The sequence below is a fragment of the Candidatus Marithrix sp. Canyon 246 genome (assembly GCF_001723685.1).
Taxonomy (GTDB): Bacteria; Pseudomonadota; Gammaproteobacteria; order Beggiatoales; family Beggiatoaceae; genus Marithrix.
This window is the reverse complement of record NZ_MCBX01000016.1, coordinates 17,576-40,429: the sequence shown is the minus strand read 5'-3', so window position 1 is coordinate 40,429 and position 22,854 is coordinate 17,576. Positions and strand designations below refer to the sequence as shown.

Annotated in this window: 23 protein-coding genes and 4 tRNA genes; 22 read left to right on the top strand and 5 right to left on the bottom strand. The window is 34.7% G+C overall.

All coding sequences use genetic code 11. The features are described 5' to 3' along the window. Positions 1 to 347 precede the first annotated feature (347 nt). The 4 genes from BHU68_RS09855 to BHU68_RS09840 are packed head-to-tail and all read right to left on the bottom strand — an operon-like array spanning position 348 to position 3,091. A complete protein-coding gene (locus BHU68_RS09855; RefSeq protein WP_069470867.1) occupies positions 348 to 1,391 on the bottom strand; it encodes a 3-deoxy-7-phosphoheptulonate synthase in 1,044 nt (347 codons plus the stop codon). 48 nt (positions 1,392 to 1,439) lie between these two features. Further along, positions 1,440 to 2,051, bottom strand: a complete 612-nt coding sequence (locus BHU68_RS09850; protein ID WP_069470866.1) for a hypothetical protein — start codon at positions 2,049 to 2,051, stop codon at positions 1,440 to 1,442. Between the two features lie 9 nt (positions 2,052 to 2,060). Then, complete coding sequence (def, locus tag BHU68_RS09845; RefSeq protein WP_069470865.1) at positions 2,061 to 2,558, bottom strand: peptide deformylase; 498 nt, start codon at positions 2,556 to 2,558, stop codon at positions 2,061 to 2,063. Between the two features lie 5 nt (positions 2,559 to 2,563). Continuing rightward, positions 2,564 to 3,091, bottom strand: coding sequence for a glycine cleavage system protein R (locus tag BHU68_RS09840; RefSeq protein ID WP_069470864.1), 528 nt, complete (start codon positions 3,089 to 3,091; stop codon positions 2,564 to 2,566). 63 nt (positions 3,092 to 3,154) lie between these two features. Here BHU68_RS09840 and recQ point away from each other — a divergent pair, with 63 nt between their 5' ends. From recQ to BHU68_RS09810, 6 genes are all read left to right on the top strand, one after another. Continuing rightward, complete coding sequence (gene recQ, locus BHU68_RS09835) at positions 3,155 to 5,269, top strand: DNA helicase RecQ (RefSeq protein ID WP_069470863.1); 2,115 nt, start codon at positions 3,155 to 3,157, stop codon at positions 5,267 to 5,269. A gap of 10 nt (positions 5,270 to 5,279) precedes the next feature. Then, positions 5,280 to 6,116: an EcoRV family type II restriction endonuclease gene (locus tag BHU68_RS09830; RefSeq protein WP_069470862.1), complete on the top strand. Its 837-nt coding sequence runs from the start codon at positions 5,280 to 5,282 to the stop codon at positions 6,114 to 6,116. Between the two features lie 8 nt (positions 6,117 to 6,124). Further along, a complete protein-coding gene (locus BHU68_RS09825; RefSeq protein ID WP_069470861.1) occupies positions 6,125 to 7,012 on the top strand; it encodes a DNA adenine methylase in 888 nt (295 codons plus the stop codon). A gap of 41 nt (positions 7,013 to 7,053) precedes the next feature. Beyond that, positions 7,054 to 7,611: a hypothetical protein gene (locus BHU68_RS09820; RefSeq protein WP_069470860.1), complete on the top strand. Its 558-nt coding sequence runs from the start codon at positions 7,054 to 7,056 to the stop codon at positions 7,609 to 7,611. Further along, the gene (locus BHU68_RS09815) at positions 7,568 to 7,873 is read left to right on the top strand and encodes a hypothetical protein (protein ID WP_069470859.1); all 306 of its coding nucleotides are present in this window, start codon (positions 7,568 to 7,570) and stop codon (positions 7,871 to 7,873) included. Before BHU68_RS09820 ends, BHU68_RS09815 begins: the two co-directional genes overlap by 44 nt. A gap of 84 nt (positions 7,874 to 7,957) precedes the next feature. After that, a complete protein-coding gene (locus BHU68_RS09810; protein WP_069470858.1) occupies positions 7,958 to 8,374 on the top strand; it encodes a hypothetical protein in 417 nt (138 codons plus the stop codon). Here the strand turns inward: BHU68_RS09810 and BHU68_RS09805 are convergent, their stop codons facing one another. Further along, positions 8,375 to 11,050, bottom strand: coding sequence for a 2-oxoglutarate dehydrogenase E1 component (locus tag BHU68_RS09805; RefSeq protein WP_069470857.1), 2,676 nt, complete (start codon positions 11,048 to 11,050; stop codon positions 8,375 to 8,377). Positions 11,051 to 11,199: 149 nt separating this feature from the next. On the opposite strand from BHU68_RS09805, the gene BHU68_RS09800 reads away from it, so the two are divergent. The 16 genes from BHU68_RS09800 (at position 11,200) to rpoB (ending at position 22,854) form a co-directional block, all read left to right on the top strand. After that, positions 11,200 to 11,571 (top strand): hypothetical protein, encoded by a 372-nt coding sequence (locus BHU68_RS09800; RefSeq protein ID WP_069470856.1) that lies wholly within the window; start codon positions 11,200 to 11,202, stop codon positions 11,569 to 11,571. 258 nt (positions 11,572 to 11,829) lie between these two features. Next, positions 11,830 to 12,528 carry a 2-C-methyl-D-erythritol 4-phosphate cytidylyltransferase gene (ispD, locus tag BHU68_RS09795; protein ID WP_069470855.1) on the top strand — a complete coding sequence of 233 codons (699 nt, stop codon included), beginning with the start codon at positions 11,830 to 11,832 and terminating at the stop codon, positions 12,526 to 12,528. Beyond that, positions 12,507 to 12,992: a 2-C-methyl-D-erythritol 2,4-cyclodiphosphate synthase gene (gene ispF / locus BHU68_RS09790; protein WP_216092563.1), complete on the top strand. Its 486-nt coding sequence runs from the start codon at positions 12,507 to 12,509 to the stop codon at positions 12,990 to 12,992. The genes ispD and ispF overlap by 22 nt, the downstream gene beginning before the upstream one ends. A gap of 9 nt (positions 12,993 to 13,001) precedes the next feature. Then, a complete protein-coding gene (locus tag BHU68_RS09785) occupies positions 13,002 to 13,529 on the top strand; it encodes an NUDIX hydrolase (RefSeq protein ID WP_069470854.1) in 528 nt (175 codons plus the stop codon). Between the two features lie 73 nt (positions 13,530 to 13,602). Next, positions 13,603 to 13,684 (top strand) — tRNA-Tyr (locus tag BHU68_RS09780). Between the two features lie 116 nt (positions 13,685 to 13,800). Continuing rightward, a tRNA-Gly gene (locus BHU68_RS09775) sits at positions 13,801 to 13,874 on the top strand. Between the two features lie 14 nt (positions 13,875 to 13,888). Beyond that, positions 13,889 to 13,961 (top strand) — tRNA-Thr (locus tag BHU68_RS09770). Between the two features lie 52 nt (positions 13,962 to 14,013). Continuing rightward, positions 14,014 to 15,204, top strand: a complete 1,191-nt coding sequence (gene tuf, locus BHU68_RS09765) for an elongation factor Tu (protein WP_069470853.1) — start codon at positions 14,014 to 14,016, stop codon at positions 15,202 to 15,204. A 39-nt stretch (positions 15,205 to 15,243) separates the two neighbouring features. Continuing rightward, a tRNA-Trp gene (locus tag BHU68_RS09760) sits at positions 15,244 to 15,319 on the top strand. A gap of 35 nt (positions 15,320 to 15,354) precedes the next feature. Then, entirely contained in the window at positions 15,355 to 15,726 is a 372-nt protein-coding gene (gene secE, locus BHU68_RS09755) for a preprotein translocase subunit SecE (protein WP_069470852.1), read from the top strand. A gap of 5 nt (positions 15,727 to 15,731) precedes the next feature. Further along, complete coding sequence (locus BHU68_RS09750; protein ID WP_069470851.1) at positions 15,732 to 16,322, top strand: transcription termination/antitermination protein NusG; 591 nt, start codon at positions 15,732 to 15,734, stop codon at positions 16,320 to 16,322. Between the two features lie 46 nt (positions 16,323 to 16,368). Beyond that, positions 16,369 to 16,803, top strand: coding sequence for a 50S ribosomal protein L11 (rplK, locus tag BHU68_RS09745; RefSeq protein ID WP_069470850.1), 435 nt, complete (start codon positions 16,369 to 16,371; stop codon positions 16,801 to 16,803). Then, entirely contained in the window at positions 16,804 to 17,493 is a 690-nt protein-coding gene (gene rplA / locus BHU68_RS09740) for a 50S ribosomal protein L1 (protein WP_069470849.1), read from the top strand. A 140-nt stretch (positions 17,494 to 17,633) separates the two neighbouring features. Continuing rightward, entirely contained in the window at positions 17,634 to 18,155 is a 522-nt protein-coding gene (rplJ, locus tag BHU68_RS09735; RefSeq protein ID WP_069470848.1) for a 50S ribosomal protein L10, read from the top strand. Between the two features lie 14 nt (positions 18,156 to 18,169). Further along, on the top strand, positions 18,170 to 18,550 hold the full coding sequence (gene rplL / locus BHU68_RS09730) for a 50S ribosomal protein L7/L12 (RefSeq protein WP_069470847.1): 381 nt from the start codon (positions 18,170 to 18,172) through the stop codon (positions 18,548 to 18,550). Between the two features lie 194 nt (positions 18,551 to 18,744). After that, a complete protein-coding gene (gene rpoB / locus BHU68_RS09725) occupies positions 18,745 to 22,854 on the top strand; it encodes a DNA-directed RNA polymerase subunit beta (protein ID WP_069470846.1) in 4,110 nt (1,369 codons plus the stop codon).

Below are 22,854 nucleotides of genomic sequence, written 5' to 3'. Positions count from 1 at the left end.
ATAAAAAAGCGTTTTTAATATTAAAATTATTTTTACATAGAATCAAAAAATATGCAACCATTAAATTGATTTACATTTTTTTTAGTAAAAACGCTATATTTAGCATTAAAGATTTTTTGCAAAAAATTAGCTAAAAAAACAAATATTTATAAAATAAATTAAAATTTACCCTGACCTTTTTGATCTTGATTGCATTCTATATATAAACACTCGATAAATAATAAGCTAAACCAAGATAAAAACCTAATTAGTATAATCAACAAAAAAAGTAATTTTTTATTTGCGAAAATGCGTTTTTATCTATAAGTAATTTTTATTTATAGATAAAAACACCTGTAAGGTTTAGTTTAATTAGCGCGTCGCTGACGAACTGCTTCAGCTAATTGCTCTAACAGCGGCACGGTATCTTCCCAACCAATACAAGCATCAGTAATACTTTGACCATAAGTTAAAGGTTTCTTTTGTCGCCCTTCTACCAAGAAACTCTCAATCATTACTCCCATAATGCGAAAATCACCACGGCTGATTTGACTTGCAACATCTTTACCGACAATCAATTGACGTTCATATTGTTTGCGGCTATTGGCATGACTAAAATCAACCATCATCTGGGGTTTCAATCCAACTTTTTGCATTTCATCGGCTGCAATATTGATACTTTCAGAATCATAATTCGGACGACCACCTCCCCGTAAAATTACATGACAATCAGGGTTTCCGCTGGTGGAGAAAATCGCAGAACAGCCTTCTTTGGTTACAGATAAAAAGTTATGAGGGCGTGAAGCAGAATTAATCGCATCTAAAGATACACGTAAGCTACCATTAGTACTATTTTTAAATCCAACTGGACATGAAAGCCCAGATGCCAATTCGCGGTGTGATTGACTTTCAGTGGTTCTAGCACCAATTGCACCCCAACTAATCAAATCAGAAATATATTGAGGGCTAATTAAATCTAAATATTCTGTAGCGGCTGGCAAGCCCAACTTATTAATATCTAATAATAAATTGCGGGCTAAACGCAAACCTTTATTAATTTCAAATTTATCATTTAATGTCGGATCATTGATTAAACCTTTCCAACCTACAGTTGTTCTAGGCTTTTCAAAATAAACTCGCATGATAATTTCTAAATCATCTTTCAGTTGCTCTCGTACAAGCAACAACTTTTGTGCATAGTCTAAAGCAGCCTTTTCATCATGCACAGAACATGGACCAACTATTACCAATAAACGTTTATCTTCACCAGATATTATCTTTTGTACTGCTTGACGTGCCTCATAGACAGTTTTAGCAGCAGTTTCAGTGATAGGTAATTCATCATGCACTTGTGCAGGGGTAGAGAGTTCTTTAATTGTTTTTATTTTTAAATCGTCTGTTTGATATTTCATGCTAAGTTTAATGGTTTAAAGTTACTATTTTACAACATTTAACGTCTTTTATGATTCTAATATCCCAATCAATATCAAAATAATATCATTCAAATCCGATATTAATGTATAAGCTTCCATATCTTTTTTTATGACTTTATTTTTTCTTTCTAATACTCCAAAACGCCATACATCACCTAATGTTATCGCACCATATAGTAGTTGTTGTTGTTCATTTTCAAGAGATTTATCTAAGGCAATTAATTCTACTGCTAATTGATTAAATCCTCGTTCTAAATCTCCTTTTTTAGCTTCCAGAATTATAATATTGTTGGTAAATTTTATTAGGTAATCAATGTTACCGCTCAAATTTTCACCACCATTTAAAGGATATTCAATGTTAATTTGAGCTTGAATATATTCAAGAAGTTCTAATAATAAAGGAGAAATATAAAATTCTCTTTTTGCCATTTCTGAATTTAAAGAAATTAATGGCAGTTTTTTAATATAAGTTTGTTTTAGTCTCTCAAGATTACCAATATCTTTAGATGACTTTGGTAATTTTAAGATTTCAAAACTATATTTATATCCAAATTCTTCAACAATTTCTTTGGTTGGATTGTTTAGTTCAAAATAATCAGAGAATGTATATTTTTTATCTTTTTTTAAAATTGTTGACATATAAGTTTCCTAATAGCACTTACGTTGAAATAAATCATGCCGACGACTCACCAAACGATCAAGAAATAATAACCCCTCAAGATGATCAATTTCATGTTGCACTGCACGGGCTTCATAACCTTCCATATCATACTCATGCTCTATGCCATTTTCATCCAAAGCTTGCAGATGAATATTTTTAGCACGTATCACATTACCAGTATAATCTGGCACCGACATACAACCTTCACGACCAATTTTAAATCCTTTCCAGTCTGTAATTTCAGGGTTGATTAATATCAAACGACCATGATGCTTAATTTTTTGTTTAGATGAAACATCAACAATAACAATACGTTCAAAATACCCAACTTGTGGTGCAGCAATTCCTACACTACCTTGCCCAGCTCGCATAGTTTCTTCTAAATTAGCAATAAAAGCATGTAATTTTTCATCAAATACTCTAACAGGAGTTGATAGCGTTTTTAAGCGAACATCGGGATAAATTAATAAATCAAGAATAGCCATCTGCCTTACATCACCACTGTTTCAATAGCTTCAATTTTAACTTCAAGATCATGCTGTTGTGATGATAATTCTTCTAACACAGTTTCTACTGTCTCAATACCAGCAGTAGCAAAACCTTCAATATTAATGATGTAGAAAGGCTTAGCATTATCACCTCCAACATCTGATTCTAAATCAAGAATATTGAAACCAGCTTTTGCTAAGGCAGTGGTGACTTGTGCTAGAATCCCAATTCTATCAGAACCATAAACCTTGACACGCACATTAGGTATTTGATGTTGATGCAATTGGCCTTCGATACTATTTATATGAAGATGTAACTCTAGTTTATCTGCAACTGGCTTCAACAAATTATGTAGAGATTGATCCGTGCCATCATAAGCTACCATTAACATAATAGTAAAATTACCCCCTAAGCGTAACATAGAAGCTTCACCTAAATTACAACCACATTCATAGAGACTAGTAGTTATTTTAGCAACAATACCTATTTGGTCTTTACCGACCAAAGTTATCATGAACCATTGAGACATATTATATAATACCTGTTTTAAGTTAAATGCAAACCTTGATATATGTATGGTATAATCTAAAAAATGAATAATTCCAAATTATCAGCTTTAGAAATATTAAAAAATATCTTTGGTTATCAAAGTTTTCGTGGTCAGCAAGCGGAAATTATTGAACATGTTGTAGCTAATAAAAATGCGCTAGTATTAATGCCTACTGGTGGCGGTAAGTCTTTATGTTATCAAATTCCCGCTCTAATTCGCCCCGGTGTCGCTATTATTATTTCGCCATTAATTGCTTTAATGCAAGACCAAGTTACTGCATTACAACAATATGGTGTTCGTGCCGCTTATTTAAATTCTAGTTTAACGTTTGAACAAGCGCGTTTAGTTTCAAATCAGTTACGTCAAGGTGAATTAGACTTATTATATATTGCACCTGAACGATTAATGACCACGCGCTTTTTAGAGTTTCTTGATACCGCCAATATTGCTCTATTTGCTATTGATGAAGCTCATTGTGTATCACAATGGGGGCATGATTTTAGACCAGAATATACTCAATTATCTATTTTAGCTCAACGTTTTCCTGATATACCACGTATTGCGCTCACCGCTACCGCTGATGAACCAACTCGCAATGATATTATAAAGCATTTAGCTTTAGAACAAGCAAAAGTCTTTATAACTAGTTTTGATCGCCCTAATATTCGTTATCGTGTGGTGCAAAAAGATAATGCTCGTCGTCAATTATTAAACTTTCTTGAAACTGAAGGGCATAAAGGTGACGCTGGTATTGTTTATTGTTTATCGCGTAAAAAAGTAGAACAAGTTGCCGCTTGGTTAAATGACCAAGGTTGGTTAGCTTTGCCTTATCATGCTGGATTAGATAATCATATACGTGCAAATAATCAAAACCGTTTTTTACGCGAAGAAGGTATTATAATAGTTGCAACTATTGCCTTTGGAATGGGAATAGATAAATCTAATGTACGTTTTGTAGCGCATTTAGATTTACCTAAGAGTTTAGAAGCTTATTATCAAGAAACAGGGCGAGCTGGGCGCGATAGTTTAGCAGCAAATGCTTGGATGGCTTATGGATTACAAGATGTGATTATGTTGCGACGAATGTTAGATAGTTCAGAAGCTCATGAACAACAAAAACGTATTGAGCGGCATAAATTAGATTCAATGCTTGGCTATTGTGAAATGTCAAGTTGTCGTCGTCAAGCCCTATTAAATTATTTTGGTGAAAACCGAGACAAAGCTTGTGGTAATTGTGATACTTGTTTAGAACCAGTGGCAACTTTTGATGGTACCGAAGTAGCTCAAAAAGCCTTATCCTGTATTTATCGTACCGGGCAACGCTTTGGAGTCAATTATTTAATTGATGTATTATTAGGCAGAAACAACGAGCGTATCATCAAATTGCGACATAATAATATAAGTACATTTGGAATTGGTAAAGAATTAAAAGAAGGTGAATGGCGTTCAATATTTCGACAATTAATTGCAATGAATTTTGCCAATGTTGATGTTGAAGGTTTTGGAAGTGTAGAACTTACAGACAAAGCTCGTCCATTATTACGTAGCGAAATGCGTTTAAATTTACGTAAAGATATCGTAACTAAGAAAACCAGCAAAAAAGACAATAAAACTAAGACATTTCAACCAGATAAAATTATCTGGGAAAAACTACGCACCAAACGTTTAGAACTAGCTACAGCGCAAGAGGTTCCACCTTATGTAATCTTCCATGATAGCACCTTAGAAGAAATGATTTCTAAACGCCCAAGCAATTTAAAAGAGTTTTCATTATTATCAGGAGTTGGTAAGAGCAAACTAGAACGCTATGCACAAGCATTTATAGATATATTAAATCCACTACCAAGCACAACATCAGAGACAGCAATAATAAGTATTGATGCTTTTAAACAAGGGCAATCAATAGAACAAATAGCCGAACAACGCGCCCTAAAAGCCTCAACGATTTATCAACACCTATCTGAAGGCATAGAAGCCAGACAAATAGAATTAGATAAAGTAATCAAACTACCAGCAGCAGAAATAAAAGAAATTGAAGAGCAATTCTTAGAATTATCAAAAGAAGAACAGCATACTTTAAAACCAGTTTTTGACACTTTTGATGGTGAATATAGTTATGATATTTTAAAATGTGTTAGGGCTAATTTGTGGAGATAAGTATATTAATATGAGAAATAGAGAAGAATTTAAAGCTCAACTAAAAGAATTTGTTAATGGTTTACAGGAACATATTAGCACAGATGATGGACAATGGACAATTAAAGGTTTCATAGATGTATTCCAAAATATATATACCATTTCATCTGATACAAAGATCGTGTCAAAGATATTAGAAATTCATCTATTCCCAAAAATTATGAATTTTGCGCGTCAGCATGGTTACAAGCTAGTATTGGCAGAACACCAAAATTATTATCCTGACATTTCTTTTGTTAAAGCGGATGATGAAACAATCAAGTTTGCAGTTGATTTTAAAACTACTTACCGTATCCCTGATAAACCATTTTTATGTAATGGTTTTACTCTTGGTTCGCATGGAAAATACTTTCAAGATAGAAATAGCACAAAAAATATACAGTTTCCATATAGCTCATATTCTGGTCATTTTTGTTTGGGGATTATTTATAATAGAGTAGATGGTTCTACAATTGATGAAACTAAGCCATATAAACTGAGTGAATTGACATCTATCAGTTCAGTAGTGCGTGATTTTCGATTATTTGTCGCTGAAAAATGGCTAATCGCAAGTGATAAAAGTGGAAGTGGTAATACTGCTAATATTGGTAGCATAAACAACATCAAGGATCTTATTAATGAAAATGGCATGTTCTCAAAGCTTGGAGAACATTGGTTTGATGATTATTGGATGAACTACGGAAAAATAACGATTCAAGATCGTAAAGGAAACACAAAAAAACTGACTGATTTGGAAAGTTTTGTTAGATATAAAAAAGGAAATGTGGCACTTATTGTTCCAAAGCACAATAAATACAGAGATAGCTAATTTATTTAATGAAAGTAAATATACCACCAATTAAATCACAAGGTATTAAAACTAAACTGGTTCCATGGATACAGAGTATTGTGCCATCAAATTTTGAAGGCAGATGGATTGAACCGTTTATGGGTACTTGTGTTGTTGCTTTTAATATAGCTCCAAAACAGGCTTTATTATCTGATACTAATCCACATTTAATAAATTTTTATTCTGCAATTGCTTCCGGTGAAATAACTCCAGAAATTGTCCGTCAATATTTAATTTATGAAGGTAGAAAATTACTTGAAAAAGGTGAATCACACTATTATGAAGTACGTGAACGTTTTAATGATAAACATCAGCCATTAGATTTCTTATTTTTAAATCGCGCTGGATTCAATGGAATGATTCGCTTTAATCGTAAGGGTAAATTCAATATTCCATTTTGTAAAAAACCTCAACGATTTGCACAAGCATATATAACAAAAATTGTTAATCAAGTCGATTATGTTGCTAAATCCTTAAAAGCAAAAGATTTTACTTTTAAATGTCAATCTTTTGAACAAGCTATAAAGGCAACTACAGATAAAGATGTTATTTATTGTGATCCACCATACATTGGTCGTCATGTTGATTATTATAATGGTTGGAATAAAGAAAATGAACAATTGCTATTTGAAGTCTTATCTAATTCCCCAAGCAAATTTATTTTATCTACTTGGCATCATAACGATTATCGCAACAATGAATATATAAAAAAATATTGGAAAAAATTTCATATTCTGACACGAGAACATTTTTATCATGTAGGTGCTAGTGAAAAGAATCGAAATCCAATGATTGAAGCAATTGTAACAAATTACGATACTTCTATTTATAAACAAAAAGAAGCAGAAAAACAAGAACAGTTAATGTTATTGTAAAAAGATAGTTATGATATTTTAAGATGTATTAGGGCTAATTTATGGAACAAGAAAAACTGAATTTTAATATTCGTTTAGCAATTAGACATTGCTATAGAATTTTATATGCAAGAGGAAGAATGATGGATTTTTTTCCTTTAATAACTCTCTCTCAATATAATGATCTATCCAATGAAGAAATAGAACATATAGATCAATTCGTCTATAGATTTCAAAAGCTACAAGACGATATGGGAACTAAGCTGTTTAAATCTGTGTTAGCAAATTTAGGTGAAACAGAAATTTTTAATAAGCCGATTTTAGAAATCATAAATATTATGAAAAAATATGGCATTATTGCGAATGATATTGATTGGCAAAGTATGAGAGAAATTAGAAATTCTCTTGCTCACGAATATTTAGATGATATAAATAGTGATATAGAACTTCTAAATCACCTGTTTGAAACCAAGGGTTTAGAAATTATTAAAATATTTAAAGATATTTTAGATTATGTTAAAACCAAGATGTATTCAAACATATTTGAAGATACTAAAATAGAGATAAACAAGTTTTATGAGACTATCGAAAACTCAGATTTCAGCGATTTTAAAAGCTAAAGAGAAATTTTTTGCTGATTCTAAAATTTATTTATTTGGTAGTAGAATTGATGATTCCAGATGTGGTGGAGATATTGATTTATATATTTTATCTGAATATCGAATTGTAAATGGAATTAAAAAGAAAATAGATTTTTTAGTGCTACTGAAATCTTTAATAGGTGATCAAAAAATAGATGTTGTTTTAGCAGATCATTCACAAAATAGAGCAATAGATCAAATAGTAAAAAAAGAAGGTATTGAACTTATGCTATTAGAATAAGTTACTTAACATCAGTGAATTTGTTGGGCTACAATGCGTAACATGAGTTATTAAATTGATTATACACTAATAAGGAGAAAAATCATGGCTTTTTTCGGAGTTACAAAAGGAGATATTGTCTTATATTTTGCCATTGATTCTCTTATACCAGAATGGGTACTAGAAAAACTAGACTTAGTTGCAAAACTTACATTGTTAGAAAATATGCCTGCAAACACTGCGGATGAAAAAATTACCGAATTTCTTGGTGTTGAAAAATATGATATACCACCCATTCCGTGTCAAAATGCTCAACTAATCCAACTACCTATTGGATTATCTGCTTATGATATTGAAGGCGCAGATAGATATGTTGAAGTAGCCCAAGTATTAATGTCACAACTGGTAGAAATTACCGAAAAACTTGAAGGGCAAAACTTTTCAGCGACATACGCAAACTCGGAAGACAAAATATATATCAAACAACGCGATCCAATTTACCTATCGAAGACTAATAATTAATTATTTCAAATCCAAAGCCTCATTAATCAACTGCTGCAACTGCTGGCGATGAATTTGCAAATAACCAACTGCTGGTGAGGCTGACGCAGCACGTCCAACATATGTCAGTGCATGACTATGTCCAAGATTTAAATGATGGGCGCGTATATATTCCCATGCCCCTTGATTACGCGGTTCTTCTTGTACCCAAACCCGATCTTTAACATGTTCATAACGCGCTAATACTGTTGCCATTGCTTGTTCTGGGAATGGATATAATTGTTCTAAACGAATGATTCCAATATGTTTTAATTGATGTTGTTGACGCGCTGCTAATAAGTCATAATAAACTTTACCACTACAAAATAGTAACCGCTTAATTTCTGTAGGCTCTACAATGTCATCAATCACAGTTTGAAAACCTTGCTCAGTAAACTCATGAAACTGAGAAATAGCCAGTTTATGGCGTAATAAACTTTTAGGAGTCATTATAATCAATGGTTTACGATAGTTTCTTAACATTTGCCGTCTTAACAAATGGAAAAATTGCGCTGGTGTTGTAGGAATACATACCTGAATATTATCTTCTGCACATAACCATAAAAAACGCTCTAATCGCGCTGACGAATGTTCAGGACCTTGTCCATCATAACCATGTGGTAAAAACAATACCAAACCACAATAACGTTGCCATTTAGCTTCAGATGAACTTAAAAATTGGTCTATCACAACTTGAGCATTATTAACAAAATCACCAAATTGTGCTTCCCAAATGACTAAAGTTTCAGGATTAGAAGAACTATAACCATATTCAAATCCAAGCACAGCTTGTTCAGAAAGTAAAGAATTAATAACTAAAAAATTTGCTTGTGTTTCAGAGATATTTTGTAAGGGAATATATGTATCACCACTATTTTGATCATGTAACACCGCATGACGATGAGCAAAAGTACCACGTGCGCTATCTTGCCCAGATAAACGTATTGGATAACCATCTTCTAACAATGAAGCATAAGCCAAAGTTTCAGCACAACCCCAATCAAGAATTTGCTTACGAGTTGTCATTAACTTAGCAACCACATGATTTAATTCAAATCCTTCAGGTATAGTAGTGAATTTGCTTATTAAAGATTGTAATTGCTCCAGACTAATTCTAGTATCTGTTTTTGCATCCCAATCAGTTCCAATATATTGTTTCCAATCAATTGCTTCTTTAAAATCATGATGTTCGGCTATAGAAACAATATCTTTAGTTTTTAAATCAGCACGATATTGCTGTAATAAAGCCTCAGCTTCATCAGCATCAATAATACCTAGTTCTACTAAACTCTCTGCATAAATAGATTGTGTGGTTGGATGTTCAGCAATTTTTTTATACATCATAGGCTGAGTCACAAAAGGATTATCAGCCTCATTATGCCCCTGACGACGATAACATACCAGATCAATTACCACATCCTTATTAAACTGCATCCGATAATCCAATGCCAGTTTAGTAATAAACAATACTGCTTCAGGATCATCAGCATTAACATGAAAAATCGGTGCTTGCACCATTTTAGCTACATCAGTACAATACAAAGTTGAACGCGAATCAAATGGCTCACTAGTAGTAAAACCAATTTGATTATTAATAATAATATGTACCGTACCCCCAGTGCCATAACCATGCGTTTGTGATAAATTCAAGGTTTCCATAATCACACCTTGCCCAGCAAAAGCGGCATCTCCATGAATCAATAGCGGCAATACCATATTACGTTCTGTATCACCGCGCCGCTCTTGACGGGCACGCACTGATCCTTCTATTACAGGATTAATAATTTCTAAATGAGAAGGATTAAAACCCATAACCAAATGTACAAGCCCACCAGAAGTCATAATATCCGAAGAATATCCTAAATGATATTTAACATCACCCGAACCAAGTTGCTGATTATCAACTTTACCCTCAAATTCAGCAAATAAATCCTTAGTACGCTTACCCAACAAATTGACTAACACATTCAAACGCCCACGATGCGCCATACCAAGCACAACTTCTTTAACACCCAAACTACCAGCATCTTGAATAAACTGATCTAATAAAGGTATTAAACTTTCTGCACCTTCAAGGGAAAAACGTTTTTGTCCAACATATTTAGTATGTAAAAATTCCTCCAAACCTTGAGCAGCACTTAAAGCTTTTAAAATATGTAATTTCTTTTCAACACTAAAATCAGCCTTAGCAAATGAACCTTCTAAGCGTTGCTGAATCCAACGCTTTTGCTTAGTATCAGTGATGTGCATATATTCCGCACCAATAGCACCACAATAAATGCTTTCCAAGCGCGTAATAATATCATATAATTTAGCCTTTTCAAGACCATAAAAAGAACCTACATTAAATACAGTCTGCATATCAGCCTGAGTAAAGCCATAATATTCAGGATACAATTCCTCAATATAAGCAGCGGTATATAAATTTAATGGATCAACATTAGCTCGTTGATGAGCGCGAAAACGATAAGCATGAATTAATTGTAAAACCGCACTTTGTTTTGTAAGAGAAGGGTTCTTGACTACGGTTGGTTTTTTTTGTTCTAACTGCTCAAAATAGCTACGCCATTCTGCGCTAACATCCATTGGATTGACTAAATAAGTTTCATATAATGTCTCAATAAAAGTAGCGTTATAAATATCTGATTGTTGTTTCATATTTTTATCAAAAAATCAACTATAATATAACTATGATACTATAGTTTTTCAGATAAAGATTTTCGCCTAAAGACCTTTAGCGGAAATTGCATTGCAGTTTATTCAGAATGGATTATTGCACCCATTTTGGCTGAAGTGAAAGAACACGCTTGGATGTTGCCCCTGAACAAGGATTGGATGGTTTTTGTGATTATATTATTAGCTTAAGTTCCGAACAGTATTATTTATCTACCCCCATACTGACGATTGTTGAGGCAAAAAAAGAAAATATTGTGGAAGGACTTGGACAATGTTTGGCAACGATGTATGCAGCGCGATTATTCAATGAAAAAGAACAACAAACTGTTCCTTATATTTATGGTGCCGTGACGACAGGCACCAACTGGAAATTCCTTAAATTGGATCAGCAATATGCTTATATTGATATTGATGAGTACACTTTTAAGGAATTGCCAACTTTATTGGGTATTTTGTTGCAGATTGTGGGCATAGATGAAAATACTAAAATTCATACAGTCTAAAGGTTCATATTCTATTTTATTAGAATCAAACACAGCTTTTTTAGTTATTATTTATAAACCAGTATATCACCCACTTGAATGAGTTATCATCTCTAAAAGATAAAATTGATGAATGGTCAGCTATTATTGAGCCTTTTCTGCTTCAATTCATGAACCACGACAATACACCATAAGACTTGTCAGGTCTAAAACCCGACACTAAGTAACATCAGTAAGTAAAACAAATATAAATATTATTAACTATACACATAATAATTAATGAAAAAAACCAACTACTGGGCAATAGTACCCGCTGCTGGAATAGGTTCCCGTATGCATAGTCAGTTCCCAAAACAATATTTACATTTACAACAAAAACCTATTATCGAACATACACTAGATCGGCTTGCCCAATTAAATATTAAAGGCATAGTAGTATCTATAGCCAAAGATGATCCTTACTGGAAAACACCTACTAATCTAGCTAAACCAATTATTCGCGTCAATGGTGGCAAAGAGCGTTGTCATTCAGTATTAAACGCCTTACACATATTACAACAACAAGCCCATCCTGATGACTGGGTATTAGTTCATGACGCTGCACGCCCCTGCGTTCGTACCACTGATATTGAAAAACTGATGACACAACTAGCCGATCACCCAGTTGGAGGCTTACTAGCATTACCAGTACGTGATACCATGAAACGAGCCAATAATAAAAATGCCATTACAGAAACCGTTAATCGCGAAAATTTATGGCACGCATTAACTCCACAAATGTTTCGTCTAAAAACCCTAACAACAGCCCTAGAAACCATCTTAGCACATAATGAATTAGTCACAGATGACGCACAAGCAATTGAAAAATTAGGACTATCACCAATCCTAATAGAGGGGCATCCTGATAATATAAAAATAACTCATCCACAAGATTTACAATTAGCAGAGCAATATTTATGCGCATCAAAACAGGAATAGGCCAAGACAGCCATCGTTTTGATTTTGAAGAGAAAACTAAAAAATTAATACTTGGCAGCGTCCTATTTGAAAATCAACCACCATTAAAAGGTAATAGTGACGCGGATGTAGTACTACATGCCTTATGTAACGCGATATCAGGTGTAACCGGAGTCAATATTTTAGGCAAAATAAGCGACACTTTATGCCATAAACATGGTATAACAGATAGCCGCTTTTATTTACAAGAAGCACTCAACCACTTAAAAGACTGGCACATTACACACGTATCATTCAGCATTGAATGCAAAACACCTAAAATTACTCCAAAAATATCAGAAATGAAAACCAATATTAGTCAACTATTGGGTTTAGAAACACAAGACATTGGTATAACCGCAACCTCTGGTGAAGGATTAACTGCCTTTGGGCGTGGAGAAGCAATACAAGTTTTTTGTATTGTCACCGTAACAACTGATATTTAAATCAAATATATGAAATATTGCAGCAATTGTGGATCAGCAAACCTAGCTTTTAAAATACCTGAAGGCGATAATTTACCTCGTTATATATGTGAAAATTGCCAAACGATTTTTTATCAAAACCCTAAAATTGTTACAGGAACTTTACCTATATGGCAAGATAAAATTTTATTATGCAAACGCGCGATTGAACCCCGTTATGGCTTATGGACATTACCCGCCGGATTTATGGAAAATAATGAATCTGTTGAACAAGCCGCTATACGAGAAACATCCGAAGAAGCCAAAGCAAATGTAGAACAAGTTAAATTATATGTAATGATAAGTTTGCCTAATAGAAATCAAGTTTATATGATATTTCTTGCTCAATTAAGCGATTTAAATTATGCGCCCGGCATAGAAAGTTTAGACGTGAAATTATTCACAAAAGATGAAATACCTTGGGATAATATTGCATTTCCAGTTATAGAAAAAACCTTAAACTATTATTTTGATGATGTCACTACTGATCAATTTCCATTGCATGTAACATTATTATAATAACAATAAAAAAATAAAATGCAAAAAACCGTTGACATTTGATAAAAAATGCTGGATAATACGTGGCTTGTTTGGAGGGGTTCCCGAGCGGCCAAAGGGGGCAGACTGTAAATCTGCTGGTTCATCCTTCGGAGGTTCGAATCCTCCCCCCTCCACAAAAGAATTTGTTTAAATTAAAGATACCGTATATATCAAAACCACTTGCATTACAATCCTTCTAAAGTTATAACTTTAAAGATGGGAGAGGTTCCCAAACGGTATTAATAAATTTGCGGGTGTAGTTCAATGGTAGAACTTCAGCCTTCCAAGCTGATAGTGTGGGTTCGATCCCCATCACCCGCTCCAAATCCCATTGAAATGCCCATATAGCTCAGTTGGTAGAGTACGTCCTTGGTAAGGACGAGGTCACCGGTTCAAATCCGGTTATGGGCTATTATTAAATAGTAATAAAGTATAGTAGCATTTGAGAAGGTTATTGAAATAAATGTCCAAGGAAAAATTTGATCGCAGTAAACCACATCTAAACGTTGGTACTATTGGTCACGTAGATCACGGTAAGACCACTTTAACAGCCGCAATTACAAAATGTATGGCTGAAAAAAATGGCGGTGAATTTAAAGCATATGACCAAATTGATAATGCCCCTGAAGAACGTGCTCGTGGTATTACTATTGCTACAGCGCATGTAGAATACGAATCTGATAATCGTCACTATGCTCACGTAGATTGTCCCGGTCATGCTGATTATGTAAAAAATATGATTACTGGTGCCGCACAAATGGATGGTGCAATACTAGTAGTATCAGCAGCTGATGGTGCAATGCCTCAAACTCGTGAACATATTTTATTATCACGTCAAGTTGGTGTGCCTTATATTCTTGTATATATGAATAAGGCTGATCAGGTTGATGATGAAGAATTATTAGAATTGGTCGAAATGGAAATTCGTGAACTATTAGATAGTTACGATTTCCCGGGTGATGATACACCTATCGTAATAGGTTCAGCACTAAAAGCCTTAGAAGGCGATCAAAGTGAGATTGGCGTTCCTTCGATATTAAAATTAGTCGAAGAAATGGATAAATATATCCCACAACCAGAACGTGATATTGATCAAGCCTACTTGATGCCAATTGAAGATGTATTCTCCATTTCTGGACGTGGTACAGTAGTAACTGGACGTATCGAACGTGGTGTCGTTAAAGTTGGTGAAACCATAGAAATTGTTGGTGTTAAAGACACTGTCAGCACCACTTGTACTGGCGTTGAAATGTTCCGTAAATTGCTAGATGAAGGTGTTGCTGGTGATAACGTAGGAATATTATTACGTGGTACAAAACGTGAAGATGTTGAACGTGGTCAAGTGTTAGCAAAACCGGGTTCAATTACACCACATACACACTTTGAATGTGAAGTATATGTTCTAAGTAAAGATGAAGGTGGTCGTCATACTCCTTTCTTTAAAGGTTATCGTCCACAATTCTATTTCCGTACCACTGATGTTACTGGTGCTTGTCAATTACCTGAAGGTGTAGAAATGGTAATGCCGGGTGATAACGTCAAAATGACAGTTAAATTAATCGTTCCAATTGCGATGGAATTAGGTTTACGCTTCGCAGTTCGTGAAGGTGGACGTACTGTTGGTGCTGGTGTAGTATCTAAGATTATCGAATAAGTAGTATGGGATGTTTAAAACATCCCTAGTCAAATTTCTAGGACAGTAGCTTAATTGGCAAAGCAGGCGCCTCCAAAGCGTCCGAGTGGGGGTTCAAGTCCCTCCTGTCCTGCCATTTTTTCTCTCAAACACTCATATCACACTCACATAATGAGTACAAAAACAACATCAAATACTTCTGATAAATTAAAATGGTTATCAGTTGTATTATTACTATCTGTCGGCATAGTAAGTTTTTATACCCTAACCGAATATTCATTACTCTTACGTGTCCTTAGTTTATTAGCTATTGTAGCTATTGTAACTGTGATTGCTTTTAGCACTACCAAAGGTCAAAATACTAAAACGTTTTTACGTGAGACCAATATTGAAGTTAGGAAGGTAGTTTGGCCTACCAGACAAGAAACCGTACAAATGACAGGCATTGTAATAATAATGGTAATACTATTATCATTATTTATTTGGGCAATTGATAGCCTTTTATGGTGGATTGTACAAAGTTTGACTGGCCAAGGAGGGTAAATATTATGGCTTTGCGCTGGTATGTTGTGCAAGCCTATTCGGGATATGAAAAAACAGTTCAACGTTCTTTAGATGAACGTCTTGCGCGTTCTAGAAGTGAATTACAAAAATGCTTTGGGGAAATATTAGTACCCACTGAAGAAATCATTGAAATGCGTGCAGGTCAACGGCGCAAAAGTGAGCGTAAACTGTTTCCCGGTTATGTTCTGATCCAAATGGATATGGATGAAGTAGATTCAGAACAACAAGATAATCATGGAAACCCTCTTTCTTTAAGAGATGAGATTTGGCATTTAGTTAAAGATGTGCCTAAAGTTCTAGGTTTTATTGGTGGTAGTCAAGAACGTCCTGCGCCTATTTCGGATCAAGAAGCTGAGATAATTTTACAGCGAGTCCAAGAAGGTGCAGAAAAACCCCGTCCAAAAGTACTATTTGAAGTTGGTGAAATTGTACGTGTTATAGATGGACCATTTAATGATTTTAATGGTGAAGTTGAAGATATCAACTATGAAAAAAATCGTTTACGAGTTGCAGTATCAATTTTTGGGCGTTCAACTCCAGTTGAACTAGAATTTGGACAAGTTGAAAAAGAATAACTATGGGGAGCTTGGATAAAGCGTTTGCACCCAATAAGGAAAAACAATGGCAAAAAAAGTTACAGCCTACATTAAATTACAAGTTAAAGCTGGTCAAGCTAATCCCAGTCCGCCAGTTGGACCCGCATTAGGTCAACATGGACTTAATATCATGGAGTTTTGTAAAGCATTTAATGCCAAAACTCAGAAACTTGAAGCTGGGATGCCAACTCCAGTCATTATTACAGCTTATTCTGATAGAAGCTTTACTTTTGTCATAAAAACGCCACCAGCGTCAATTTTATTGAAAAAAGCAGCAGGAATAACTAAAGGTAGTAAAACTCCACACACTGATAAAGTTGCGAAAGTTAATCGTGCGCAATTAGAAGAAATTGCAACCACTAAAATGCCTGATCTAACAGCAGCAGATATGGATGCAGCAGTGCGTACCATCGCAGGTAGTGCGCGTAGTATGGGTATTGATGTAGAGGGTGTTGTTTAAATGGCTAAGCTATCAAAAAGAATACGAGCTATCAAAGAAAAAATACAGCCCGGTAAGGTTTATGCAATCAATGAAGCAATTGATTTACTAAAATCTTTGCCAGCAGTAAAATTTACTGAATCATTAGATGTAAGTATCAACTTAGGTGTTGATCCTCGTAAATCTGATCAAGTGGTCAGAGGTTCTACTGTATTACCACATGGTACTGGTAAAGATATACGGGTTGCAGTATTTACTCAAGGAGCCAATGTTGATGCCGCTAAAGAAGCTGGTGCGGATATTGTTGGATTTGAGGATTTAGCTGAACAAGTTAAAAAAGGTGTTTTAGATTTTGATGTGGTAATTGCATCACCAGATGCAATGCGCATTGTAGGTACATTAGGTAAAATTCTTGGACCACGAGGATTAATGCCGAACCCTAAAGTCGGTACTGTTACTGCTGATGTTGCAGGAGCAGTAAAAAATGCCAAAGCTGGACAAGTACGTTATAGAACTGATAAAGGTGGAATTATTCATTGTAGTGTAGGAAAAATTAATTTTCCTAATAATGCAATCGAAGAAAATTTACAAGCTTTATTAGCAGGTTTAACAAAAGCAAAACCTAGTACTGCGAAAGGTGTGTATCTGAAAAAGATCACTCTTTCGACCACAATGGGACCGGGTATTGCTGTAGATAGTTCTAGTATTTAATTAGAACTAAAAAGACTTTGAGCTACTGGAATAATACTCCAGCAGCCGTCAAAGACCGTAGGTGAATATAATAATAAATCCTACGCAGATGGCAAAACTATCAAGTTTTGCAAACTTATCACTAATCTAGGAGAGCATTAATGCCGCTCAAGCTTGAAGATAAGCAAGCTATTGTTGCTGATATTGCTAATATTGCTAGTACAGCACATTCTGCTATAGCCGCTGAATATCGCGGAATTACTGTAGCAGAAATGACAGAGCTTCGTCAAAAAGCACGAGATGGTGGTGTCTATTTGCGGGTAGTGAGAAATACTCTAGCACGACGTGCATTCTTAAATACAAATTTTGAATGTTTACGAGACAGCTTAGCTGGTCCAATAGTGTTAGCTTTCTCAAAAGAAGAACCCAGTGCTGCTGCACGAGTAATAAAAGATTTTACAAAAGAAAATAAAAAATTAGTTGTAAAAGCAATTGCACTCACTGGTGAACTATTAGATGCTAAGGATCTTGAAAAAGTTGCTAAGTTACCAACTTATCCTGAAGCAGTTAGTATGTTAATGTCTGTAATGCAAGCACCAATTACTCAATTAGTACGCACCATCAAAGAACCACACGCTAAACTAGTACGCACAATCGCTGCTGTACGCGATAGTAAATCATAAAGGAATTATTAATTATGGCAGTAGCCAAAGAAGATATTTTAGAAGCCATTGCAAACATGAGTGTAATGGAAGTAGTGGAATTAATCACTGCAATGGAAGATAAGTTTGGTGTATCCGCTGCTGCTGCGGTAGCTGCTGCACCAGCCGCTGCTGATGCAGGCGGTGCCGCCGCTGCTGAAGAACAAACTGAATTCACTGTGAACTTAACCAGCTTTGGCGCTAAGAAAGTAGCCGTCATTAAAGCAGTTCGTGCAATTACAGGTTTGGGCTTAAAAGAAGCTAAGGATTTAGTTGAAGGAGCACCTTCAGTAGTTAAAGAAGATGTTACTAAAGATGAAGCCGAGAAAATCAAGAAAGATATTGAAGCTGCCGGCGGTAGTGTAGAAGTTAAATAATTGTATTAGGAATAGTGAATAACATTCACTATTCCTAATTTAATCATCGTACTAAACAATAAAAACAAATCTACACATTTTATATTATATACAACTTGAATTGATTTTACTATTAGTTTTTACTTTAAAGTAAATAATCTAACATATATACGCAACTTCTGAGCTGCGTACCCATCTTCTAAATAGTTCCAGATATGACCTATTCTTTCACTGAGAAAAAACGCCTCCGCAACAATTTTGGAAAAAGTATTAGCATTTTAGATGTACCTTATTTGCTAGCTATCCAAATAGATTCTTATAAAAATTTTTTACAAACGGATATCAAAGCTAATAAACGTTTAGATATTGGCTTACATGCAGCTTTCAAATCTGTTTTTCCAATTGTAAGTTATTCTGGCAATATTGCAATTGAATATGTTAGTTATCGTTTAGAAAATTTAAAATTTGATGTTAACGAATGTCAGCAGCGGGGTATGAATTATGCGGCTTCACTAAGGGTTAAAGTACGTCTTGTTGTATATGATAAAGACAGTAAAAATAAAGCTGTTAAAGATATAAAAGAACAAGAAATTTATATGGGTGAAATTCCATTAATAACCAAAAATGGAACATTTGTTGTTAATGGCACAGAAAGAGTGATTGTATCACAATTACATAGATCACCCGGGGTCTTTTTTGATCATGATAAAGGTAAAACGCATAGTTCTGGGAAAAACTTATTCACTGCTAGAATAATACCTTATCGCGGATCATGGTTAGATTTAGAATTTGATCATAAAGATAAACTGTTTGTTAGGATAGATAGAAAACGTAAATTACCAGCAACAATATTATTACGTTCTTTAGGGATTTCTAATGAAGAAATCTTAGCTTTGTTTTTTGATACTCATAAAATTAAACGCATTGGTTCTGATTTTTATTGGGTATTAAATTTCGAGCATTTACGTGGTGAAGTGGCTAACTTTGATATGAAAGGACCTGATGGTGAGATCATTGTTGAGTCAGGAAGACGTATAAATGCTAGACATTTAAAGAAGTTAGAATCTGCTGGTATTACTAGTGTACCAATTCCCTATGAATATGATGATGGAAATTTAAATTCGTTCTTATTAGGCAAAATCTTAGCTCATGAAGTCATTGATCCTGTCACTGGTGAAAAAATAGCTGCTGCTAATGAGGAATTGACTGAAGAAAATCTAAAGAACTTAATGTCAAATCAGATTGATGGTTTTGATATTTTATATACTAATGAGTTCGATAGGGGTCCATATATTTCTGATACCTTAGCTATTGATACTACTTCTACTCAATTAGAAGCTTATGTAGAAATTTACCGGATGATGCGTCCGGGTGAACCTCCGACTCCAGAAGCAGCCGAAACATTATTTAAGAACCTATTTTTTTCTGAAGACCGTTATGATTTATCAACGGTAGGAAGAATGAAATTTAACAGAAGGGTTGGTCGGGATAAGCTCACTGGTGAAGGTATTCTTTCAAATCAAGATATTCTTGATGTAATGCGTACTTTGATTGATATTCGTAACGGTAAGGGTGTAATCGATGATATTGATCATTTAGGTAATCGTAGGGTTCGTAGTGTTGGGGAAATGATAGAAAACCAATTTCGTATTGGTTTAGTTCGCGTAGAACGTGCGGTTAAGGAACGTTTAAGTCTGCCTGAAGTTGAATCTATGATGCCGCAAGAGTTAATTAATGCGAAGCCAGTTTCAGCAGCGATTAGAGAATTTTTTGGTTCTAGTCAATTGTCACAATTTATGGATCAAAATAATCCTTTATCTGAAATAACTCATAAGCGTCGTATTTCGGCACTGGGGCCGGGTGGTTTAACGCGAGAACGTGCTGGGTTTGAAGTACGTGATGTGCATCCTACTCATTATGGCAGATTATGTCCAATTGAAACTCCTGAAGGTCCTAATATTGGTTTAATTAATTCTTTGGCTGTTTATGCTAAAACTAATGCTTATGGTTTTTTAGAAACTCCTTATAGAGTAGTAGAAAATGCTAAGGTAACAGATAAGATAGAATATGTCTCTGCCATCGAAGAAGGTAATTATGTTATAGCACAGGCTAATGCTAAGGTAGATAGTGAAGGTTATTTGCTAAATGAGTTAGTCACTGTCAGGCATGAAAATGATTTTACTGTATTAGCCAAAGATAAAGTTCAATATATGGATATATCGCCGAAGCAAATTGTGTCTGTTGCTGCTTCAATGATTCCGTTTTTAGAACATGATGATGCTAATAGGGCTTTAATGGGTTCTAATATGCAACGACAAGCAGTACCAACTTTATGTGCTGAAAAGCCTTTAGTTGGAACTGGTATGGAAAGAAGAGTTGCAGTAGATTCTGGTGTAACTTTAGTAGCAGAACATGATGGTGTTGTGGATGATGTTGATGCTGGTCGTATTGTGGTGCGTATTGATGATGATAGTAGTGATAAATATGTGGATATTTATAATCTCACCAAATATGTTCGATCAAATCAAAATACTTGTATAAATCAAAAGCCTTTAGTTAAACCGGGAGATAAAATTAAAGCAGGTGATGTATTAGCAGATGGTCCTTCAACTGATTTGGGAGAGTTGGCATTAGGGCAGAATATGTTAGTTGCCTTTATGCCTTGGAATGGTTATAACTTTGAGGATTCTATTTTAATTTCGGAACGGGTGGTAAAAGAAGATCGATTTACATCTATTCATATTATTGAGCATAGTTGTATGGCTCGTGATACGAAATTGGGCCCAGAGGAAATTACTGCTGATATACCAAATGTTAGTGAATCTGCACTGCGGTATCTTGATGAATCTGGAATAGTTTCGATTGGAGCGCAAGTTAAAGCTGGTGATATTTTGGTAGGTAAGGTGACACCAAAGGGTGAAACTCAATTAACTCCTGAAGAAAAATTATTAAGAGCAATCTTTGGTGAAAAAGCTTCAGATGTTAAAGATACTTCTTTAAGAGTACCTAGTGGCACTATGGCTACTGTTATTGATGTACAAGTATTTACCAGAGATGGATTGGAAAAAGATGATCGCGCTCGACAAATTGAACAGGGTCATTTAGTTAAAATTAAAAAAGATTTACAAGATGAGTTTCGGATCATTGAAGATGCGCTTTATAAAAGGTTAGAGCAATTATTAATTGGTAAAGTTACACAAGATGGTCTTACTATAGATCAAGACTATTTAAATAGTGTCAAGCGTCCATATTGGTTTGATATTCGTTTACAAGATCCAGAAATTGCAGTTCAATTAGAGTCTTATGCTGAGGAAGTAAAAAAACAGCGAAAAATTTCTGATGATATGTATGAAGATAAACGCCAGAAGCTTGTAGCTGGAGATGAGTTACCTCCGGGTGTTTTAAAAATGGTTAAAGTCCATTTGGCAATTAAACGACGGATTCAGCCGGGAGATAAGATGGCAGGTAGGCATGGCAACAAGGGGGTGGTGTCAATGATTGTTCCTGTGGAAGATATGCCTTATAGTGCCGATGGCAGACCAGTAGATATTGTGTTAAATCCTTTAGGTGTGCCTTCACGAATGAATATTGGACAAGTATTAGAAATTCATTTGGGTTGGGGGGCTAAACATTTAGGTGAAAAAATTGCTCATTTATTAGATGAGGAAAAGAGAAGGCTAAAAATAGCTGAAGAGGCTGAGGTTGAGTCTAATTTAATTAGTAATTTACGAGAATTTTTAGAAAAAATCTATAATGTCAGTGGTAAAAAAGAACAGTTAGAAACATTAAGCGATTCGGAGATAATGGAATTAGCGTCAAATTTACGTAAAGGTGTGCCTATGGCAACACCTGTGTTTGATGGTGCTAGTGAAGTAGAAATTAAACAAATGCTAGCTTTAGCTGATTTACCAACTAGTGGTCAAACTACCTTATATGATGGACGAACAGGTGATGCTTTTGAACGTTCTGTAACAGTAGGTTATATGTATATGTTGAAATTAAATCATTTAGTGGATGATAAGATGCACGCTCGTTCTACAGGACCTTATAGTTTGGTTACACAGCAACCATTAGGCGGTAAAGCTCAATTTGGTGGGCAACGTTTTGGTGAGATGGAAGTTTGGGCTTTAGAAGCTTATGGTGCTGCATATACATTGCAGGAAATGTTGACTGTTAAATCAGATGATGTCGCTGGTAGAACTCAAATGTATAAAAATATCGTAGATGGTGATCATCGTATTGATGCTGGAATGCCAGAGTCTTTTAATGTCTTAGTTAAGGAAATTCGTTCTTTGGGAATTGATATTGAGTTAGAACAATTTTAA

Excerpts from the sequence above, each read along its gene's own strand:
- BHU68_RS09855 (WP_069470867.1), bottom strand. The coding sequence starts at position 1,391 with ATGAAATATCAAACAGACGATTTAAAAATAAAAACAATTAAAGAACTC.
- BHU68_RS09850 (WP_069470866.1), bottom strand. The coding sequence starts at position 2,051 with ATGTCAACAATTTTAAAAAAAGATAAAAAATATACATTCTCTGATTAT.
- def (WP_069470865.1), bottom strand. The coding sequence starts at position 2,558 with ATGGCTATTCTTGATTTATTAATTTATCCCGATGTTCGCTTAAAAACG.
- BHU68_RS09840 (WP_069470864.1), bottom strand. The coding sequence starts at position 3,091 with ATGTCTCAATGGTTCATGATAACTTTGGTCGGTAAAGACCAAATAGGT.
- recQ (WP_069470863.1), top strand. The coding sequence starts at position 3,155 with ATGAATAATTCCAAATTATCAGCTTTAGAAATATTAAAAAATATCTTT.
- BHU68_RS09830 (WP_069470862.1), top strand. The coding sequence starts at position 5,280 with ATGAGAAATAGAGAAGAATTTAAAGCTCAACTAAAAGAATTTGTTAAT.
- BHU68_RS09825 (WP_069470861.1), top strand. The coding sequence starts at position 6,125 with ATGAAAGTAAATATACCACCAATTAAATCACAAGGTATTAAAACTAAA.
- BHU68_RS09820 (WP_069470860.1), top strand. The coding sequence starts at position 7,054 with ATGGAACAAGAAAAACTGAATTTTAATATTCGTTTAGCAATTAGACAT.
- BHU68_RS09815 (WP_069470859.1), top strand. The coding sequence starts at position 7,568 with ATGAGACTATCGAAAACTCAGATTTCAGCGATTTTAAAAGCTAAAGAG.
- BHU68_RS09810 (WP_069470858.1), top strand. The coding sequence starts at position 7,958 with ATGGCTTTTTTCGGAGTTACAAAAGGAGATATTGTCTTATATTTTGCC.
- BHU68_RS09805 (WP_069470857.1), bottom strand. The coding sequence starts at position 11,050 with ATGAAACAACAATCAGATATTTATAACGCTACTTTTATTGAGACATTA.
- ispD (WP_069470855.1), top strand. The coding sequence starts at position 11,830 with ATGAAAAAAACCAACTACTGGGCAATAGTACCCGCTGCTGGAATAGGT.
- ispF (WP_216092563.1), top strand. The coding sequence starts at position 12,507 with ATGCGCATCAAAACAGGAATAGGCCAAGACAGCCATCGTTTTGATTTT.
- BHU68_RS09785 (WP_069470854.1), top strand. The coding sequence starts at position 13,002 with ATGAAATATTGCAGCAATTGTGGATCAGCAAACCTAGCTTTTAAAATA.
- tuf (WP_069470853.1), top strand. The coding sequence starts at position 14,014 with ATGTCCAAGGAAAAATTTGATCGCAGTAAACCACATCTAAACGTTGGT.
- secE (WP_069470852.1), top strand. The coding sequence starts at position 15,355 with ATGAGTACAAAAACAACATCAAATACTTCTGATAAATTAAAATGGTTA.
- BHU68_RS09750 (WP_069470851.1), top strand. The coding sequence starts at position 15,732 with ATGGCTTTGCGCTGGTATGTTGTGCAAGCCTATTCGGGATATGAAAAA.
- rplK (WP_069470850.1), top strand. The coding sequence starts at position 16,369 with ATGGCAAAAAAAGTTACAGCCTACATTAAATTACAAGTTAAAGCTGGT.
- rplA (WP_069470849.1), top strand. The coding sequence starts at position 16,804 with ATGGCTAAGCTATCAAAAAGAATACGAGCTATCAAAGAAAAAATACAG.
- rplJ (WP_069470848.1), top strand. The coding sequence starts at position 17,634 with ATGCCGCTCAAGCTTGAAGATAAGCAAGCTATTGTTGCTGATATTGCT.
- rplL (WP_069470847.1), top strand. The coding sequence starts at position 18,170 with ATGGCAGTAGCCAAAGAAGATATTTTAGAAGCCATTGCAAACATGAGT.
- rpoB (WP_069470846.1), top strand. The coding sequence starts at position 18,745 with ATGACCTATTCTTTCACTGAGAAAAAACGCCTCCGCAACAATTTTGGA.